Raw genomic sequence first — 18,828 nt, forward strand, 5'->3', positions numbered from 1 at the left:
TGAGATGGTTAAAGTTTCAGACTAATTATTTAGAGTATAACTCGATAATTAACTGTTCATTAATGATAATATCGGCAGGGATCTCTGAGCGTTCAGGAGCTGCTTTGAAAACGCCTTCCATTTTATCAGCATCTACGTCTAACCATGTAGCAGTTAAACGGTTTTTAGCTAATTCAAGAGCAGATTTAATACGCACTTGTTTTTTAGCTTTTTCACGAATTGAAACAACATCGCTTGCTTTTAATTGGTAAGAAGGGATGTTTACTACTTTACCGTTAACTAATACACTTTTGTGACTTACTAGTTGACGAGCTTCAGCACGAGTTGCAGCAAAGCCCATTCTATAAACTGTATTATCTAAACGACTTTCTAATAATTGTAATAAGTTCTCACCTGTATTACCTTTTAAGCGGTTAGCTTCAAAGTAATAGTTACGGAATTGACGTTCTAAAATACCGTATAGGCGACGAACTTTTTGTTTTTCACGTAATTGATTACCATAGTCAGATAAACGAGCTCTACGAGCACCGTGTTGACCAGGTGCAGTTTCTAAACGACCTTTCTTTAATTTATTTTCTAAACCACGTAAAGATGATTTAAGGAATAAATCTGTACCTTCACGACGGCTTAGTTTTACTTTAGGTCCTAAATATCTTGCCATTTTATGCTTTCTCCAATATTTCTACCGATAACGTTGTTAATTAAATACGACGTTTTTTCGGAGGACGACAACCGTTGTGAGGGATAGGTGTTACATCAACAATGCTAGTAATTTTGTAACCAGCTGCGTTTAACGCACGGATTGTTGATTCACGACCTGGACCAGGTCCTTTAACACGTACATCAAGATTTTTTAAGCCGAATTCTTTACATTTTTCAGCTACACGTTCTGCTGCTACTTGACCAGCGAAAGGTGTTGATTTACGTGAACCACGGAAACCTGAACCACCAGCTGTAGCCCAAGCTAGAGCATTACCTTGACGGTCTGTGATAGTAACGATTGTATTGTTGAAAGAAGCATGGATATGTGCTACACCATCAACTACATTCTTTTTAACACGTTTAGCACGTGTGTTACGAGCAGGATTAGCCATGTTACTTTATTCTCCGATTATTTTTTAATTGGTTTAGCAGGACCTTTGCGTGTTCTTGCATTAGTCTTAGTACGTTGACCACGTACAGGTAAACCACGACGGTGACGTAAGCCACGGTAGCAACCTAAGTCTGTAAGACGTTTGATGCTCATGTTAACTTCACGACGTAAGTCACCTTCTACAGTGAATTTAGCAACTTCAGCACGTAACTGATCGATTTGTTCTTCAGATAATTCCTTGATCTTTGTGCTTGGTGCGATACCTGTAACTTCACAGATATGTTTTGCACGAGTAGCACCGATACCGTAAATAGCAGTTAATGCGATTACAGCGTGTTTTTGATCAGGAATGTTAACGCCTGCAATACGGGCCATTTGCACTCCTAGAGTATTGTAAAGCTATGTATCTTGAAAAGCCCGTTTCAGGATACTCAAAACATAGCTTAAAAAATCAATAAAAAATAGCATTATTTCAATTTAATAATGCTGCCTGAATTTAATAATTAAAAAGTTGACTTACGCTAAAACTGGTGGAGGTGAGTTTGCACTACTTTAGAACCTAAGAACCTAATTTTAGTTACCATGATTTTGTTCAGAACACTTTTTGAGACCAAAAATATGGAATTATTTATATAAAAATCTGGCACGTTAAGTCAACCGATACATATTATAGCATAATAGAAATGCTATTTGTAGTGTTTTATATTAAATTTTTCATAACAAAAAAATTACCTCCGTATTTTTAGGAGGATTTTTTATTACGAAGCAATATTATAAAACAAATTACCTTAAACGTCAAGTATTTATTTTTTCTCGTAAAATCTTTCGGGGGCAGTGTTATAATTACTTATAAAAACAATTTTTCAACCAAGATCTTATATGTTTAAGCATATTTTTAAATTTTTAAAAAAAGAAGAAAAAGACGCTTCCCCTAGCAAGAAAAATGCTACGGCTAAATTACTCGAACAAGATAACAAGGTTCGCTTTTCTGATTATGTTCACTTAGAATCTCAAGTGGCTAATCAAGATTTAAATGAACTATCACCAGAGCTCCTTGCTAAGTTCGAAGAATTTAAAACTTACGTTAAAGATAAAAACCTGCTTAATGTGAGTTTATTTGCAAAATCTGAAAGTAGATTTTTCTATAACGCTCTCGCAACCTATATAGCTGAGTTTAAAAACTTTAACCAGCAAAATAGTGAACCCGAAGCAAAATCAAGATTTTTATCTTTAATGCGTAGTGTTGATGTAGTTTTCAAAAAAAGACTCTTTGATAGCCATGGCAATATTAATCTCGAAGCTCTTGCCTTAATTGATTTCTTTTTAAATGAAATTTTCTATACTCATCAACAAATCCCTTTAATAAAAGGTTATGAAGTTGAGCCAGAAGACCTAACGCAAATTCTCGCTGAGCATTTTGATGATATAAGCGCAAAAAACTTCTATCAATCTTATGTCCAAAGCAAATATCAAGACAGCCTATTTAACTTAATTAACCTAGATATAGAATCTGTACTTGGTAAAGATACTGAATTCTTTGATCAACGCTTACCATTTCTTATTTTAGTAGATGCGGTAAGAAAAACCACTTTCCTACCTCTTAGTTATCATGAAATGGTACAAGAGTTTTTCTCAGATTATGTAAGCCGACCAAAAGATCAATTACATTTTCTCGAAATGCGTCGACAAGTTATTACGCAGCAAGCAGCATTTGTTAACCTGCTTGTAACAGAGTATCTTACTATTAAAGCTTATGAGTTTGATCTAATTACACCTTCTTACTTTGCCGATGTTGAAGGGGTTATCTCTTTTAGAGAAAAAATTAGTAAAATTCCAGATATGCTTTTTACCTATTTACTCTTAGCAAGAAGAAAAAGTAATAGTGATAAAATCTTTTTACATGAAAAGGATATGCTTTTATTAAAAAGAATAGCTTATTTATGTGAAAGCGAAATTGATTACCGTGAACTCTACCTTTATTTAAAACATGTTGGACTCTAATCTTACTTTACCTATTAGCCAACTTAATGCCAATTGGGACGGATTAGGTGATTATTTACTTGCTAGTGGTTTAGGAGAAAAAATTCTTACTCTCTACCAAAACGACCCACAAGAGCAAATTCGCCCTAAATTTAATGACCTCTTTAACGCTTTTACCTTGCCTTTGCCCCAGGTAAAAGTAGTTATTTTAGGGCAAGATCCTTACCCTTCTGATCATGCTCATGGTCTGGCTTTTAGTTCAGCTTTAGATGAGCAAGTTCCCAAAAGCCTAGTAAATATAATTACCACCCTAAAATGTGATTTTGGGCAAGATTATCAACCTAATATACTAGGCGTTGCCAATCTTTCTCCTTGGGTTAGTCAGGGAGTATTTCTCTTAAACACACGCTTAACCGTAAATAAAGGTGAACCTTTAAGTAAAGAACATGACATTTGGGACGATTTTATCAATCAAGTTTTTCTTCGTTTGGCAAAAGTAGATCACCTTGTCTATTTACTTTGGGGTAAGTATGCTCAAGATTATAGTCAAAGAATTGATGCTAATAAAAACTGCATTATTAAAACCGTACATCCTTCCCCTTTAAGTGCATATCGTGGCTTTTTTAGCAGTCAATGCTTTAAACACACCAATGCCTACCTAGAAAGTCAAGGTAAAACGCCAATTAAATGGTAACAAAAAAAAGAGAGCTTACGCCCTCTTTTTTTTATCGTCAATTATATTGCTTTTTTGTTTATCGAATATTTTGCTTTTTTGTTAGTCAATTATTTCACTTGGTGACCAATAAACTGGATCTACAGTTTCATCATCTTCCCCAGTTTCAATAAAGGTACCAAATAATCCGTATTGAACTTCTTCATTTGGGAATTGTTCAACAAGATTTAAGATGTCTAGAATATCAGTTACAATAAGCTCTTTATCATCTAAAGTACTTTCTACAACTATATCAAGATTCCAACAACCTTCTGGAAAAGCTACGCCATCTTCTTCATCTAAGAACTCCCCCTCGATATACTCAGGTTCGTCACACTCAAAGTCTTGTTTTGCAGCTTTGGCAATAAAATCTTCAATATATTTGTCTGATTTGAAAAGAATATGATGTAGAAAAATATGTGGTAACTCTGGTTTGGTTCCAGCGTTTTCTAACTCAACAATAGTTGAATCCACTAGTCCTTCGATGACAGCTCTATCGTACATGACAATTCACCTTCTTTTATATTAAAATCCTTAATTTAATATTATAGCACATACATAACATATGTGGAAAGAATATAAAAAAAGAGAGCTACTGCTCTCTTAAGGTATTTTACACCTAAGAATTAAATTGTAAAAGAAAAGTAGCAGTCTGTAACTGCTACTCCCTGAATAATGGCTCCTCCTGCTGGACTTGAACCAGCGACATACGGATTAACAGTCCGCCGTTCTACCGACTGAACTAAGGAGGAATAATAAAATGGTGCCTCGAGCCGGAATCGAACCAGCGACACAGGGATTTTCAATCCCTTGCTCTACCGACTGAGCTATCGAGGCAAAGAAAATGGCTCCTCCTGCTGGACTTGAACCAGCGACATACGGATTAACAGTCCGCCGTTCTACCGACTGAACTAAGGAGGAACGAAAAAAGTTTAACTAACTATTGTAGCTATGTTTATAAATAATGGCTCCTCCTGCTGGACTTGAACCAGCGACATACGGATTAACAGTCCGCCGTTCTACCGACTGAACTAAGGAGGAATAATAAAGTGGTGCCTCGAGCCGGAATCGAACCAGCGACACAGGGATTTTCAATCCCTTGCTCTACCGACTGAGCTATCGAGGCAAAGAAATCTTGCTAGCCTTTATGGGAAAAGTAACGGTATTATCGACGTTTTAGAATGTTCTCCCGATTTGCTAACGAGGTTTATTATGCCTTAATAAAGTTTTAATGTCAAGATTAATTTTAAAAAAAATCGTTAATCTATTGTTTTTTAAACACGCAAATTTTAACAAACATTAAATAAAAATTAAAAAAAATAGAAAAAAAATTAATCTTAATCGCAATTTTTATTTTTCGCTTTTTATTTTAAATAAAAAAAATACCTCTTTTAGCAAAATAACCAAAAGAGGTGTTTTTTATTAAATTACCATTAGGACACTTTCTACTTGAGAAAGTTCGGTATAAAGCTTTTCCATGTGGGCAGGATCTTTAACATTTAAAGTTACCGAACATGAAACATAATTACCTTTTGAGCTTTGACGTGACTCTACAGTAAAGTCGGTTACTTGATTATCTGCCATAACCTTATCTATACCTGCACGAATTTGCTCTTCAATCTTTCCTACTACTTTAAAACTTACTTGAGCAGGAAAATCCATTAATTCTGGAATTTTTGTACCTAACATTGTAATCCTTATTTAAGCTAAAATTTTTATCGCTTATATTTTACTACACTTGTCAATAAGCTATTTAAACTTTTTAAATCAATTATATAACCTATATGTAACTATTATTATCTCTTGAGAATTACGAGCAATTATTTAATTTTCTTTCCTAAATCTGCAAAAATTATGCTAAAATAAATGATTTGATTTTTTCATTCCTCCATTTTGGAGCCGGATTTTTAAAGACAAACATGATTAAAAAACTTCAATATATATTTTTGACGTTGTTAATCTTCTGCAATATCTTTCCTGCCATGGCTACAGGTAATACTGTTAAAGTAGGTATGGTTCTTTCTCCTAATTATTTTATTAAGGATAAAGAAGCTACTATAGGTTTAGACCATGAAATTTTACAAGCTTTTGCTAAAGCTAATAACTTATCTATAACCTATAAAGTCTACCCTTCTCTTTCAAGCTTGGCAAAAGCTTTTACAAATAATGAAATAGATATAGCTGGGGGGAACTTAAACAGTCAGTTTAAATTCTTAGACGCTTCCTATCAAACAGCACCATACCTAACTGAAGATTTAACTATCGTTGCTTATAAACCGCATGTAACCTCTACGGTTAATTACCCAACTAACGCCTCAGTTTATCAGGCAGCTGGTGCTGACTACACTAGCTTAGTTAAATTAAAAATTGTAGCAACGGGTAACAATATCTTTGGCTTATATAAAATTGTAGCCAATGGTGAAAGCATTCAAAACCAAAGAGTTCGCTTTATTATCTCCCCCGAGTATAAAGCTAAGGCTCTGCAACAACTTTATCCAACTACTGTCCTCTTTAAAGTTAAAGACCAAGCAGGAAAAGTTTTAAAAGTTAATGACGTTTTTTACGTAAGAGAATCTGAGTTAAGAACGCAATTGAGTAATTTCTTAACTTCTTTTACTAAAACAAGCGAATTTCAAAATATAAAATATAACAACCTTAATGCCCTAAGCATTTACCAGCGTGAAGAAAGTCGCATATTTGTCAATAATATGCAAACAAAATTCACCCGTTATAACTCCCTATTTCAGCAATACTCAACTGAAATGGACTGGCGTTTAGTTATGGCTGTTGGCTATCAAGAGTCACGTTGGACTCCTAATGCTGTTAGTCCTTGGGGACCAAGCGGTTTTATGATGTTAACTAATGCTACGGCAAAAACTCTGGGCGTTACGGATAAGTTAGATGCTACGCAATCAATTACAGAAGGAACTAAACTTTTAATGAAGTTTAGAAGCAATCTAACTAAAGAATTAACTGGCTATGACCGAGATATGTTTGCTATTTCAAATTATAATCAGGGGATAGCTAAAATTATTGACGCTCGTACTTGGTTAAGACAAAATAACAAATCACAAAACTCATGGGTAGTTTTAGCCCAAAACTATCCTGCTATGAGTAATGTAAAACACAAATACGGAAGAATTAATGGCAACCTAGCAGCCGAGTATATTATTAATATCCGTAAATGGTATTACATGATCGTTAACTACGTACATTTTTATCGTTATTAAATTAATAAATCAGAGGGAAGAGTTATTATCTTCCCTCTTTAATTTTTTATGCTATGATATTGTTTATACAAAATTTAATTTTTGGGTGAAAAGATCATGAAATATTATAATTATGCTGCTGGCCCATCAGCTTTATTTCCCGAAGTTGTTGAACAAATTAAAAGCGAATTAGGTAACTGGGCAAATACACATAGCTCAGTATTTGAAATTAGCCATCGTGGGACTGAATTTATGGCATTTGCCAAAGAGATGGAAAATACTTTCCGTGAACTCTTAAAAGTTCCAGATGACTATGCTGTACTCTTTCTCCAAGGTGGTGGTCGTGGTGCTTTTGATGCAGTGCCATTAAACCTACCTCTAAAACACAATCGTGCTCTTTATTTAACTTCTGGACACTGGTCAAGACAACCTGCCCTAGAAGCGGCAAAATACATTGAGGTTAGAACAGCTGAGTTAGTTGATAAAGACTACCAACCAACTAAACTTGACTGGACACAAGAAACTCAAGATGTTGACTATGTGCACTTTACTGCCAATGAAACAGTAGAAGGGATTGAAAACTTTACCGTACCTAAAGTTTCACCTGGGGTACTAATTGTTGCTGACATGAGTTCAGATATTCTTTCTCGCCCAATTAATGTTTCAGATTATGATGTTATTTATGCTGGAGCACAGAAAAACATTGGTTGTTCAGGTGTAACAGTATACGTAGTGAGAAGATCTCTTTTAGGGCATGCAAATAAATTCTGCCCAGCTATTTTAAACTGGCAAATTTATGCAGATTCTGATTCTTTATTTAATACTCCTGCAACTTTTAGTTGGTACACTTGCGGTTTAACTTTTAAACATCTAAAAGATACATTTGGTAACCTAGAAAACTTAGAACAAGTTAATATTCGTAAAGTTAACAAACTTTATGACTATTTAGATAGCCAAGACTTTTACGTAAACAAAGTAAACCCAGCAGTGCGTTCACGTATGAATGTTTCATTTAATACGCCTTCGGCTGAATTAGATGCTAAATTTGTAAAAGAAGCACAAGAAGCTGGATTATATTACCTCAAAGGGCACAAAGTAATTGGAGGCTTAAGAGCTTCTACTTACAATGCTGTTTCAGAAGAAGCCGTAGATGCTCTCGTACAATTTATGAAATTATTTGCAGATAAATACAAATAGTTTTAGAGATTCGGGGTTCTCGTTATTTATTTTTTATTGTAGTTTGTGATTTTGCCTATATAATATAGGTAGACTATATTTATTATTTAACTACCTAAGAAAATACTTAAAACGCCATATGAATTTATCTTTATTAAAGAAAGGCTTCTATACAGCTACATTAGCTTTAACTGCAACAACAACCTACTTTGCTTTCGCTCAAGCGAGCTCTGCAAATGTAGTAGCTGGTAGAGATTATACGGTATTAAACCAACCACAAACTCCAAATCCAACAGTAAGTATGGCTATGTCATTTGCTTGTTCACACTGTGCGGATTTTACTCGAGTTTATAAAGTACCAGAGAAAATTGAACAAATGCTAAAAGCAACATATCCTGGTACAGGTGAATACCTAGAGTGGCATATTGTTTTTAACGATATTCAAATGTATCGTGATTTTGCCCGTTTACGTTCAGTTTTATACGTAACTAAAAATGATAAACTACTGCCAGCAGCTTTTGAACTTCCTTATCAATATCGTAATGATCCACAACCGCTAAAAAATTGGTTAGCAACTAATTTAAATATTGATGCAGATGCTGTAAATAAATTATGGAATAGTCCTTCTGTTAATGTTTTCTACAACAAACAAGAAGAATTAACTAAACAATACGACATTCGTCAAACTCCTACTTTTATTATTAACGGTAGATATGAGTTAAATTTAGCGAGCATTTCTATTCCAGTAGCAAATCCAACTCCAGATCAAATTGGTGACGCAGTTACAGCAAAAATTAAAGAAATTTTAGAAGCTACAACTAAATAATTTATAATAAAAAAGAAGGCTCTTTGCCTTCTTTTTTCAACAATTTTATAATTTTGGTTTTCATTTATGTCATCAAATAAAGACTTAGTACAAATTCGTGAAGAGATTAACACTATTGATGCAAAGCTAATTGAACTTTTAGCTAGTCGTCGTAACTTATCTGCTCAAGTAGCAGATTATAAAATCCATAATAGCAAACCTATTAAAGATCTTAGTCGCGAAAGAGAAGTTATTTCAAATCTTGTAAACACAGCTGCTGCTAATAAATTAAACTTAAATGCAGACCTATTAAATGCAGTATATAAAGCAATTTTAAACGACAGCTGTAACTACCAACAAGAAATTATTCTCCGCGAAAAAGATCTCTACAACTTAAAACAAAAAGAAACTATTGCTATTTCTTACTTAGGTTTACCAGGTAGCTATTCTTACGTTGCTTGTGAACAATTTGCTCAACATCTAAGTAAAAAGTCTCAACTAAATGGTTTTGAAAACTTTAACGATGTAGTAAATGCCGTAACTTTTGGTAAAGCTGACTTTGCGGTATTACCTCTAGAAAATACTACTTCAGGTTCAATTAATGAGGTATATGACCTTCTAGCTAAAACCTCTTTAGAAATTGTTGCTGATATTGCCATTGACATTAACCACGTATTTGTAGCTAAAGAATTATTTGATGAAAAAGAGATTGAAGTGATCTATACTCACGCTCAACCTTATGAACAATCAACTATGCACTTACGTGAATTACAACCTAATGCTCAGATTGTTTTCACAGCTTCAACAACTCATGCAATGCAAGAAGTTGCTAAAGCAGATAATCCACGTGCAGCAGCTATAGGTAACTCGAGTTCGGCTAAACTATATGATTTACAAATTATTAGCGATAGTATTGCTAATAGTGCTAACAACCAAACTCGATTTGTTGTACTTTCTAAACAAGAAGTTAAGTTTGATCAAAGCGTTTCATATAAAACTATGTTACAGCTAATTACTAACCACACTGAAGGTGCTTTAGTAAACTCTCTTGAAGTATTCAAAAAATATAAAATCAACTTAACTAAACTTGAATCACGCCCTATTCTTGGTTCACCATGGCGTGAAATGTTCTTCGTTGAATTTGAAGGACATTTAAACCAAATTCATGTGCAACAAGCTCTAGCTGAATTAGAAGAAAACTGTCGTGGTCTTAAAGTTGTAGGTAGCTTCCCTAGCTTTATTATCAATGATGAAATTTACAAATAGTTTAAAAGTCCTTAAAGTCTCACTTTAAGGACTTTTTTATGTGACACAAACTGGCAAAAATGGTAAAATAATAAATTGCAAAAAGTACAATTATCATTCCTTAAATCTAGTATTTGTCATGGAAACTCCAACAAAATCAACCTCTAACTTTGTCCACAAAACAGTTTTACTACATGAAGCTGTAGAAAGCTTAAACATAAAACCAAATGGGATCTATGTAGACGGTACCTTTGGTCGTGGTGGTCACTCTAGCTTAATTCTCAAACACCTCAACCAAGATGGACGTCTCTATGTTTTTGACCGCGACTTAGAAGCTATTAAAGTTGCACAAAAACTACAAAGTGAAGATCCGCGTGTAATTCCTGTTCATGCTCCTTTTTCGTCAATGGGAGAATATTTTACAGAATTAAATCTGCAAGGAAAAATTGACGGTATTCTCTTAGATTTAGGCGTTAGCTCACCGCAACTTGATGATGCAAGTCGTGGCTTTAGTTTTATGAACGATGGTCCACTTGATATGCGTATGGATCAAACGCAAGGAATTACTGCTCGCGATTGGCTCTATCGTAGTGATGTAAAACTCATTGCTGACTCTTTATACCTCTATGGTGAAGAAAAAAATTCTCGAGCTATAGCCCGAGCTATTTGTAAATTAAGAGAACAAACAGAGTTTTCTAAATTTCTTTTAACTACTAATGCCTTAGTTGACTTAGTTAAATCAGTAGAAAAGAAAGCTGTAACCAATAAAAATCCAGCAACAAGAACTTTCCAAGCAATTCGTATTGTAATTAACAACGAATTACTAGAACTTGAAACAGCTTTAAATGCCTCACTTTTTCTTTTAGCTCCAGAAGGAATTATTAGTATTATTAGCTTCCACTCGCTCGAAGATCGTATTGTTAAGCACTTTTTCAAAGAAAATAATACTACCAAAGCTTTACCAAAATTCTTACCTGTAGCTGATACTGAAATCGAGCAAGAAGAAGTATACTTTAAGCAAATTTCTAAAGCTCTAAAACCAAGTAAAGATGAAATTCAAGAAAATCCACGTTCAAGATCATCGATCTTACGTTGGGCACAACGCTCAAGTAAAGCTTACAAAGAAGTAGAACAGGATTAAGATTCCAAATAGTTTCCATTGATTGAGGCTTACACCGTGAATTTTTTTAAATCAACGCATAAAAAATCCCCAGAGGACAAACAAACCTCTCAGACAAATTTTCTCAGCCAAAAGGAAATTGACGACGCTTCAAAAGCAAATGGAACCGCAGTTACTGATTTAGTTGAAAACTTAGATAAAGTAAAATTTGAACAACCAAAAGAGCAACTAAAGCAATTACAACAAGAATCTAAAGCAAGACGAAAAAAGTATATTGAACAACGCTATGGTAAATTAAATTGGGACTCAGAGTTCACGCTCTTAAAGATTTTATATAAAGATTTTAGTACCAGATTATTTTTTACCATAGTACTTTGCCTCATTATCTTATCTCTTGCCTTAGCAAAAATTTACATTAGTAGAGTTTCGATTGAAACTACAGTAAAATACTCGCAGTTGCTTGCAGATAAAAACTCTTTGGTACTTTCAAATGACAATCTGCAGTTAGAGTTTCTTTCTTTAACCTCACGAACTAATATTATTAGAATTACGCAAGGGAAAATCTCATTAATTCCAATTCCAACTGAAGCTGAGGTTATTGTCGTAATTCCATATTTACCACAAAATAAGACACTACCTACACCTAGTATTCCTCTTTTAACTCCTCCACAAGAGTAGTTAAGGTTATCGCAAATGGTAAAAAAGAATGAAAATAATCGAGCTAACTATTTAGATCCGATTAAAACAACTTCCCAAAAAAGAGATGAAGAAAATTTAAAAGATTTTAAATTTGGTATCAAATTAACTAGTGGAAGATTATATTTTTTTACAGTTTCTTTATTAGTTATCTTTGCTATTTATTTAGTTCTTTATTTTCTTCAATTTTTCACGAACTTTATTCCTTTACGTGATGAACAACATCTTGCTCGTGAAACTAATGCACGTATTCAACGTAATGTAATTGTAAGTGCACCTCGAGGGCAAATTCTCGATGCCCAAGGAAAAGTTCTTGCTACATCTATTCCTTATCAAACTTTTGGTTTAGATGTTAAGGTCTTTCTCGATCCAGCCTATGCAGCTGTAAATCAAGAAAATAGCCCTGTGTTTCAAGCCCTAGCTAAAGCTTTAGGAGTAGACCCGAAAAAACTGTATCAAGATATATTACGCAGACCTAACTCAAGATATCTGCGCTTAAAAAGCCAAGTATCACCTACTATGGCTGACTATATCAAAAGTTTAAATGTTCCTGGCTTATCTTCATATACAGATTTTCGTAGATTTTACCCTTATGGCGATGCCATTTCACAAGTTCTTGGACTTTTAGACAATGAAGGACAAGGGATGTTTGGCGTAGAAAGACTTGCCAATGCTCAATTACTTGGCAAGGATGGTAACATTTCCTATGAAAAAGACTTTGGCAATAATATTATTAACTATAAAAATATTGCTAATGCTCAAGCTGGACAAGAGGTTACTCTAACTATCAATATAGATCTGCAAGAAATGGCTTACCAAGCTTTAAATGAAGCTATAGTAGAAAATAAAGCAGATACAGCTACTGCCGTTTTAGTTGATGTTACTAATGGTAATATCTTAGCTATGGCAAATGCTCCTTCATTTAATCCTAACAACCGAAGCAAAATAGTCCCTGAGTACTTAAATAACTATGCTATTACTTCGGTATTCGAGCCAGGTTCTACGGTAAAACCCTTTGTGGTTTACTCGGGATTATTAAATAGAGTTATTACTCCAACTACGGTTATTAATACGCGCAATCTTACTGTAGGGCGTCACCAAGTAAAAGACGTAGGTCCGCGTGATACTCTGTCTATTCGAGGCATCTTACAAAGATCTTCTAATATTGGGGTAGCAAAAATTTCTCTTCTCCTTCCAGGAGATAGTTTAAGAGAGACCTACCTCGCAGCTGGCTTTGGACAAAAAACAGGTCTTGGCTTATCAGGAGAAACCATGGGGTATTTTCCTTATAACAATAGATTAACAGATCTAGATAAGGCAGTATTTTCCTACGGCTATATGCAACAGGTTACCCCTCTCCAATTAGCTCATGTTTATGCTACTCTAGGTAACTTTGGCGCTGAATATCCTCTTTCGTTAATTAAGTCACAAACGCCACCCCAAGCCAAACAAAAACTTAATGCTAATATTGTCAAAACAGTATTGGAATTAATGGAAGGGGTTGCCGAAAGTGGGGGTGGGGGAACTCGGGCAGCCATCCCAAATTATAATGTTTCGGTAAAAACAGGGACAGCTAAAAAAGTTGAAGGGGGGCAATATGTTGATAAGTATATTGCCTACACTGCAGGCGTAGCCCCGTCAACAAGACCTCGCTTTGCTTTAGTAATTGTAATTAATAATCCTAAGGGAGAACAATACTATGGTGGGGCAATTGCCGCTCCTGTTTGGCGCAAAATAATGGAAGCTACGCTAAATTATTATAATATTCCAGAAGATAAAATGTCTTCTGATCGCATTTTACTACATAGTGGAAAATAAAAATGGTGCAATTAAGTACTGAACAATTAATTAAACAACTTCTTGGTTTAATTAACGAATTAAAACCATTAATTGTAAAACATCAACTTACTAATATTAGTATTAACAGCAAAGAGTGTGACTCGCATACGGTTTTTGCCGCAACCAAGGGCTTTAACCTTGATGCCAGAGCCTTTATTGCTGATGCTGTAGGGCGTGGTAGTAAAGTTATTATTACCCATAATGAAAATCTAATTGGCATTCACGCTTATGTTCATCGTACTGATATAGTTAATGGGCAAGAAATTGATATTTTTGAAGTATATGACTTAAATAAATATCTGAGCTTTTTAACTCTAAAATTCTATGACTTTTTAGCTTCGGTGAGCTCTAAAGATAAAGTAGGTTTAGATGTACCTGTAATTGGGGTTACAGGCACTAATGGTAAAACTTTAACAACTAATTTAATTGCCCAAGGTTTGGCAGCTTTAACTCCTAAGGCTCCACCTTTTATTATCGGAACTATCGGCTTAGGGCAATATGGTCATTTAGCTAAAGCAAAAAATTCGACCCCTGACCCTTGCACGGTTTTAGATAATATTTTCCAAGCTGATTTTCTTGGTTCTAGTGCGGTAGTTATGGAAGTAACTTCTCATGGTCTAGCCTTAAATCGTGTCCGTAATGTTCGCTTTAAGCAAGCGATTTTTACTAATCTAACTCAAGATCACTTAGATTATCACAAGACCATGGAAGATTATTTCCAAGCTAAGGCTCGCTTTTTCACCAAACACAATGTTAACGACTATATAGTTACTTGTAATGGAGAAGAAAATGACTACGGCGGTCGCATAGTTAAATTAATTTCCTTAAAATTTGCTAAAAGCCAAGGCGATAACGCAAGTACGCGTGGAGTTTCGGCATCTACGCCAGCTTTACTTTCTTTTTTAGGGGCTATACCTCCTGATGAACACGTGGCTGGAGCGAGAAATACTTTACCTAATCCTCTAGGAGAAAATGAGTTTCTTGAACTCCAACCTGAAGATTATGATCTGGTAAGTCAGGTTCTCAATGCCCAAGTAAAACCACGTCTTGCCGTAATTAATATTGGTAAACGTATTAACGAAATTGCTTGCTTTAAAGCTGATATAGTAGTAAACCTTTTAGATGTTGTTGCCCATACTAAAGGCTTGAGCATTACTTTTAGTTTTGAAGATAAAATTAAAGAGTTAAAAACGCAAACTACTTTAGAAGTACCATTAATTGGTCTTTTTAACGCTTACAATGTTCTTACAACTATAACTTCTTTATATCTCTACGGTATAGAGTTAGAGAAAATTTTTGCTTATGCCCAAAACTTTAAATCGGTAAAAGGTCGCATGGAAGTTATGCCAAATCAAGAAAACAAAACCGTTATTGTTGATTTTGCTCACACTCCAGATGCCCTAAGCAAAGCTCTCGAAAGTGCCAAAGTACATTTTAAAGATCAACCACAAAGCAAAATTACGCTAGTTTTTGGTTGTGGTGGTGATCGTGATCCAGGTAAACGTCCTCTTATGGGAGAAATTGCTAGCACTTTAGCAGACAAGGTAATTATTACCGATGATAACCCACGTTCAGAAGATCCAGAAAAAATTGCCCAACAAATTCTAGCTGGAGTAAAAAGCAACCAAGAAAATGTTAGCTATATTGGTGATCGTGCCCAAGCAATTATTAGTGCTATTGCTCAAGCTCAACCTGGAGACTGTATTTTAGTTGCAGGTAAAGGACATGAAACCGAACAAATAATCGGTGACCAAGTTCATCATTTTTCTGATCAAGAAGTAATAGAAGAATATTTTAATCGAGGAAAATAATGTCTCACTACACAAGCTTACAAGCGATTATTACAGGCTTAGAAAAGGCAAATCTTCTTGATAAAAGATTTATCCCTTTCCAACCTGAAAGTCTTGTAACCTATGCTTCTGAAGAACAAATTATTAGTCTTGTTGATAAAACCCAAGAAGAATTTAAACAACAAGATAAATATCAAGAAGAACTTGCTCTGCGTGAAAGCCAGCACTATAAAAACCATGCTGGGATTACGGCAAGAAGTACAGTAGTTCTTGAAACCGAAAAATACCTTGAAGAAGTTAAAAAAGGTAAACCTTTTATTCCAAATCACGAAATTCCTATCACCTACATAGGTAAATTTGCTGGAGAAGAGAAAAACTTTGATCAACCTAAAGAGGTTGAAGTAAGCCCTTTAGATCAAGTAAAAGGCAATTACAAGGATACAAGTAAATACTATAGTGCCTCAGAGGTATTATGTGATCTCTTTGCCTTTAAAGGCTTACCTTTTGCTTCTCAACCCGTATTTTTAACCACAGATACGCGTCGCCTCAATAATGACTTAAAAGTATCGGCATTCTTTGCTCTAAAAAGTAATAACTTTACGGGACAAGAATTAGCTAGCATGGCGTTAAAAAACCGTAATACGGTTGTTTTTCTCGGCAATCTTAGTGAAGAAGACAAGGATTTTTGTTTAAAAAATAACCTAGGAAATATTATTCCTGTGCTTGATATAAATCAGGCTCTAAACTTTGTTGCTCGTCAAGTAAGATTTGACTATGCCCCTTTATCTATTGCTATTACTGGTTCATCAGGTAAAACCTCGTTAAAAGAAATAGTTTCGCATGTATTTCGTAACTATTACCCACACCGCGTAGTAAGTACTACAGGAAATTTTAATAATGAACTAGGAGTACCTATTACCCTATTAGACATAGTTAATAGTCATATTAAGCATAGAATAAAACCTGAAGTGGCAGTTGTTGAACATGGGGCAAATCACATAGGGGAAATTGCTCGCACCACTGCTCTTTCGTGCCCAGATATAGCCATAATTAATAATGTGCAACCTGCGCATACCGAGGGCTTTGGCGGCATTAAGGGTGTAGCTCTAGCGAAAAATGAAATTTTTGCCAATCTAAATGTTAACGGGGTAAAAATTATTAATCTTGATTCTTATACCAATGATTTAATGTTTGCCCGCAATGGACATCAAACCCTTTTAACTTTTAGTGCTAAAAATCCAGTGGCTGATTTTTATCTCGATGAAAATACTTTAGAGTTTCAAGACGAGCAAATAACCTTTGACCTCTATATTAATGCTTTTGAGGTTAAACGTTTACATATACCTCAAAATCAGCATAATTTAACCAAAGAGATTTTTGTGGATCCGCAACAAGTAAAAGTTCGCACTAACCTAAAGGGAAAAATTGGAGCATACAATGCTACAGCAGCTATAGCTGTATGCTTAGCTGGAGGCGTTCCACTCGATCATATTCTCTATAGTTTACAAAATGTGCCAACCCCAGCGCGTCGCACAAAAATTATAAAAACTCCTGCAGCTTGTTATATTGACGATAGCTATAATGCTAACCCTAGCTCAGTATTAGCTTCAATGGAAATTCTTGCTTTACAAAAGCAAGAGCATAAATACTTTATGCTCGGCTTTATGGCAGAACTCGATTATCAAACCAAGGTTGACTTTTTTACTGAAGTCTACCAAAAGTACATTGCGGGTGAAAAGCAACCTTTTACCTTAATTGCTAACTTTAGCTATGTAACAGTAAAACCTAAAGTTGCTGCAAATAAGACAATTTATACCTTACCTATAAGTAAAGACGGTAAACCTCTTTATGTTGTTGAAGAGCATAATATAACTACGCCTGTAGCTGAGTCGAGTTATTACCGCCTTGCTTGTAAAGTATTTCAACTCATAAAAGATAATTCTGTAACTAACTTTGCTATAGCTTTTAAAGGCAGTAATTCTTCAAAAATGAATCTTTGCTTTAAAGAGTTTGTGCAAATGCTAAAAAATGATCCTACTCATTTTGCTCCAGAGGCTTATCTTTCTCAAGAGTTATTAGAATATTTAAAATAATAAAATAGTTATGTTTATTGATTTTACTTCCTTTGGACTTGCACTTTTTGGTGCTTTTGCTGTAGCCCTAATTATTTGCCTCAGCTTAGGTCCAACTTTAATTAAAACCCTTCATAAACTTAAATACGGTCAAAGTATTCGTACTGATGGCATGCAAACCCACTTGAAAAAACAAGGCACCCCAACCATGGGTGGGGTAATGATTATTTTGGCAGTTACCGTAGGTACTCTACTTTTTAGTCGCTGGAATAATCTTTATATCTGGTTAGCCTTACTTATTTTCATTGGTTTTGGCCTAGTGGGTTACATAGATGACTACTTAAAAATTAAACGCAGAAATTCTGATGGTTTAAGTGTAAAACAAAAATATATTTCTCTTTCATTAGTTTCACTTATTCCTATTTTAATTTTATACTTTAGTAGTAATGATCCAGTAACTACGAGCCTAGCAATTCCTCTGGTTGATTGGATGCCAAATATTGGATTTTTATTTATTCCATTTGCCTACTTTACTGTAGTTGGGGCTTCTAATGCCGTAAACCTAACCGATGGTTTAGATGGTTTAGCGATAATTCCTACCTTATTCTGTGCTTTAGGCTTTGGCTTTATTGCCATAGATGTAGGGGGCTTTGGGGTATTTAGTGGATATAATATTCCGCAAACTTTAGACTTAGCTATTTTATGTGCAGCTCTTGTTGGTGCTTGTGTTGGCTTTTTCTGGTTTAATAGCTACCCAGCCCAAGTATTTATGGGAGATGTAGGTTCTTTAGCTCTTGGTGGGCTCTTAGGATTTTTAGCCGTTCTCGTACGTCAAGAACTTCTTCTGGTAATTATGGGGGGAGTATTTGTCGTAGAATGCTTATCTTCGGCAATCCAAATGGTATGGTTTAAATATACCAAACGTAAATATGGTGAAGGACGTCGTGTATTTTTAATGGCTCCTTTACATCACCATTTTGAGAAAAAAGGCTTAAGCGAAACTAAAGTAATTGCTCGTTTTTGGTCAGTAGCTTTTGTTCTCTTAGTTCTCAGTATTGTCGTTTATAGCAATAAGTTATTCTAAATTAATA

Annotated in this window: 17 protein-coding genes and 5 tRNA genes; 12 read left to right on the forward strand and 10 right to left on the reverse strand. The window is 34.8% G+C overall.

What is annotated here, in order from left to right:
• Window positions 1-25: 25 nt before the first annotated feature.
• From rpsD to rpsM, 3 genes are read right to left on the reverse strand one after another with little or no spacing between them, the layout of a single operon-like run.
• Window positions 26-661, reverse strand: a complete 636-nt coding sequence (gene rpsD / locus CJP74_RS03000) for a 30S ribosomal protein S4 (protein WP_119496793.1) — start codon at window positions 659-661, stop codon at window positions 26-28.
• A 40-nt stretch (window positions 662-701) separates the two neighbouring features.
• On the reverse strand, window positions 702-1,094 hold the full coding sequence (gene rpsK / locus CJP74_RS03005; RefSeq protein ID WP_119496794.1) for a 30S ribosomal protein S11: 393 nt from the start codon (window positions 1,092-1,094) through the stop codon (window positions 702-704).
• A gap of 17 nt (window positions 1,095-1,111) precedes the next feature.
• The gene (gene rpsM / locus CJP74_RS03010; protein ID WP_119496795.1) at window positions 1,112-1,468 is read right to left on the reverse strand and encodes a 30S ribosomal protein S13; all 357 of its coding nucleotides are present in this window, start codon (window positions 1,466-1,468) and stop codon (window positions 1,112-1,114) included.
• Between the two features lie 504 nt (window positions 1,469-1,972).
• Between rpsM and CJP74_RS03015 the strand changes: the two genes are divergently transcribed.
• A complete protein-coding gene (locus tag CJP74_RS03015) occupies window positions 1,973-3,094 on the forward strand; it encodes a hypothetical protein (protein WP_119496796.1) in 1,122 nt (373 codons plus the stop codon).
• Window positions 3,081-3,767 carry a uracil-DNA glycosylase gene (locus CJP74_RS03020; protein WP_119496797.1) on the forward strand — a complete coding sequence of 229 codons (687 nt, stop codon included), beginning with the start codon at window positions 3,081-3,083 and terminating at the stop codon, window positions 3,765-3,767. The genes CJP74_RS03015 and CJP74_RS03020 overlap by 14 nt, the downstream gene beginning before the upstream one ends.
• A gap of 81 nt (window positions 3,768-3,848) precedes the next feature.
• Here CJP74_RS03020 and CJP74_RS03025 read toward each other — a convergent pair whose 3' ends face one another.
• From CJP74_RS03025 to CJP74_RS03055, 7 genes are all read right to left on the reverse strand, one after another.
• Complete coding sequence (locus tag CJP74_RS03025) at window positions 3,849-4,289, reverse strand: ribonuclease E inhibitor RraB (RefSeq protein ID WP_119496798.1); 441 nt, start codon at window positions 4,287-4,289, stop codon at window positions 3,849-3,851.
• Window positions 4,290-4,461: 172 nt separating this feature from the next.
• A tRNA-Asn gene (locus CJP74_RS03030) sits at window positions 4,462-4,537 on the reverse strand.
• 9 nt (window positions 4,538-4,546) lie between these two features.
• A tRNA-Phe gene (locus tag CJP74_RS03035) sits at window positions 4,547-4,622 on the reverse strand.
• An 8-nt stretch (window positions 4,623-4,630) separates the two neighbouring features.
• Window positions 4,631-4,706, reverse strand: a tRNA-Asn gene (locus CJP74_RS03040).
• Between the two features lie 44 nt (window positions 4,707-4,750).
• Window positions 4,751-4,826 (reverse strand) — tRNA-Asn (locus CJP74_RS03045).
• A gap of 9 nt (window positions 4,827-4,835) precedes the next feature.
• Window positions 4,836-4,911: transfer RNA gene (locus CJP74_RS03050), tRNA-Phe, on the reverse strand.
• 296 nt (window positions 4,912-5,207) lie between these two features.
• Window positions 5,208-5,474, reverse strand: a complete 267-nt coding sequence (locus CJP74_RS03055) for an HP0495 family protein (protein ID WP_119496799.1) — start codon at window positions 5,472-5,474, stop codon at window positions 5,208-5,210.
• 293 nt (window positions 5,475-5,767) lie between these two features.
• On the opposite strand from CJP74_RS03055, the gene CJP74_RS03060 reads away from it, so the two are divergent.
• The 10 genes from CJP74_RS03060 (at window position 5,768) to mraY (ending at window position 18,821) form a co-directional block, all read left to right on the forward strand.
• The gene (locus CJP74_RS03060; protein ID WP_222986865.1) at window positions 5,768-7,015 is read left to right on the forward strand and encodes a transglycosylase SLT domain-containing protein; all 1,248 of its coding nucleotides are present in this window, start codon (window positions 5,768-5,770) and stop codon (window positions 7,013-7,015) included.
• 93 nt (window positions 7,016-7,108) lie between these two features.
• Entirely contained in the window at window positions 7,109-8,191 is a 1,083-nt protein-coding gene (gene serC, locus CJP74_RS03065; protein WP_119496853.1) for a 3-phosphoserine/phosphohydroxythreonine transaminase, read from the forward strand.
• Window positions 8,192-8,309: 118 nt separating this feature from the next.
• Entirely contained in the window at window positions 8,310-8,996 is a 687-nt protein-coding gene (locus tag CJP74_RS03070) for a DsbA family protein (RefSeq protein WP_119496801.1), read from the forward strand.
• A 66-nt stretch (window positions 8,997-9,062) separates the two neighbouring features.
• On the forward strand, window positions 9,063-10,241 hold the full coding sequence (locus CJP74_RS03075; protein ID WP_119496802.1) for a prephenate dehydratase domain-containing protein: 1,179 nt from the start codon (window positions 9,063-9,065) through the stop codon (window positions 10,239-10,241).
• 118 nt (window positions 10,242-10,359) lie between these two features.
• On the forward strand, window positions 10,360-11,361 hold the full coding sequence (gene rsmH / locus CJP74_RS03080) for a 16S rRNA (cytosine(1402)-N(4))-methyltransferase RsmH (RefSeq protein WP_119496803.1): 1,002 nt from the start codon (window positions 10,360-10,362) through the stop codon (window positions 11,359-11,361).
• Window positions 11,362-11,397: 36 nt separating this feature from the next.
• A complete protein-coding gene (locus CJP74_RS03085) occupies window positions 11,398-12,018 on the forward strand; it encodes a cell division protein FtsL (RefSeq protein ID WP_222986867.1) in 621 nt (206 codons plus the stop codon).
• Window positions 12,019-12,033: 15 nt separating this feature from the next.
• Entirely contained in the window at window positions 12,034-13,854 is a 1,821-nt protein-coding gene (locus tag CJP74_RS03090) for a peptidoglycan D,D-transpeptidase FtsI family protein (RefSeq protein WP_119496805.1), read from the forward strand.
• A gap of 2 nt (window positions 13,855-13,856) precedes the next feature.
• Complete coding sequence (locus CJP74_RS03095; protein WP_119496806.1) at window positions 13,857-15,686, forward strand: Mur ligase family protein; 1,830 nt, start codon at window positions 13,857-13,859, stop codon at window positions 15,684-15,686.
• On the forward strand, window positions 15,686-17,758 hold the full coding sequence (locus CJP74_RS03100) for a Mur ligase family protein (protein WP_119496807.1): 2,073 nt from the start codon (window positions 15,686-15,688) through the stop codon (window positions 17,756-17,758). Before CJP74_RS03095 ends, CJP74_RS03100 begins: the two co-directional genes overlap by 1 nt.
• Before the next feature lie 10 nt (window positions 17,759-17,768).
• Complete coding sequence (gene mraY / locus CJP74_RS03105; RefSeq protein WP_119496808.1) at window positions 17,769-18,821, forward strand: phospho-N-acetylmuramoyl-pentapeptide-transferase; 1,053 nt, start codon at window positions 17,769-17,771, stop codon at window positions 18,819-18,821.
• The last annotated feature ends 7 nt before the right edge of the window (window positions 18,822-18,828 follow it).

It is taken from the genome of Psittacicella melopsittaci (assembly GCF_003585925.1).
GTDB classification, from domain to species: Bacteria; Pseudomonadota; Gammaproteobacteria; order Enterobacterales; family Psittacicellaceae; genus Psittacicella; species Psittacicella melopsittaci.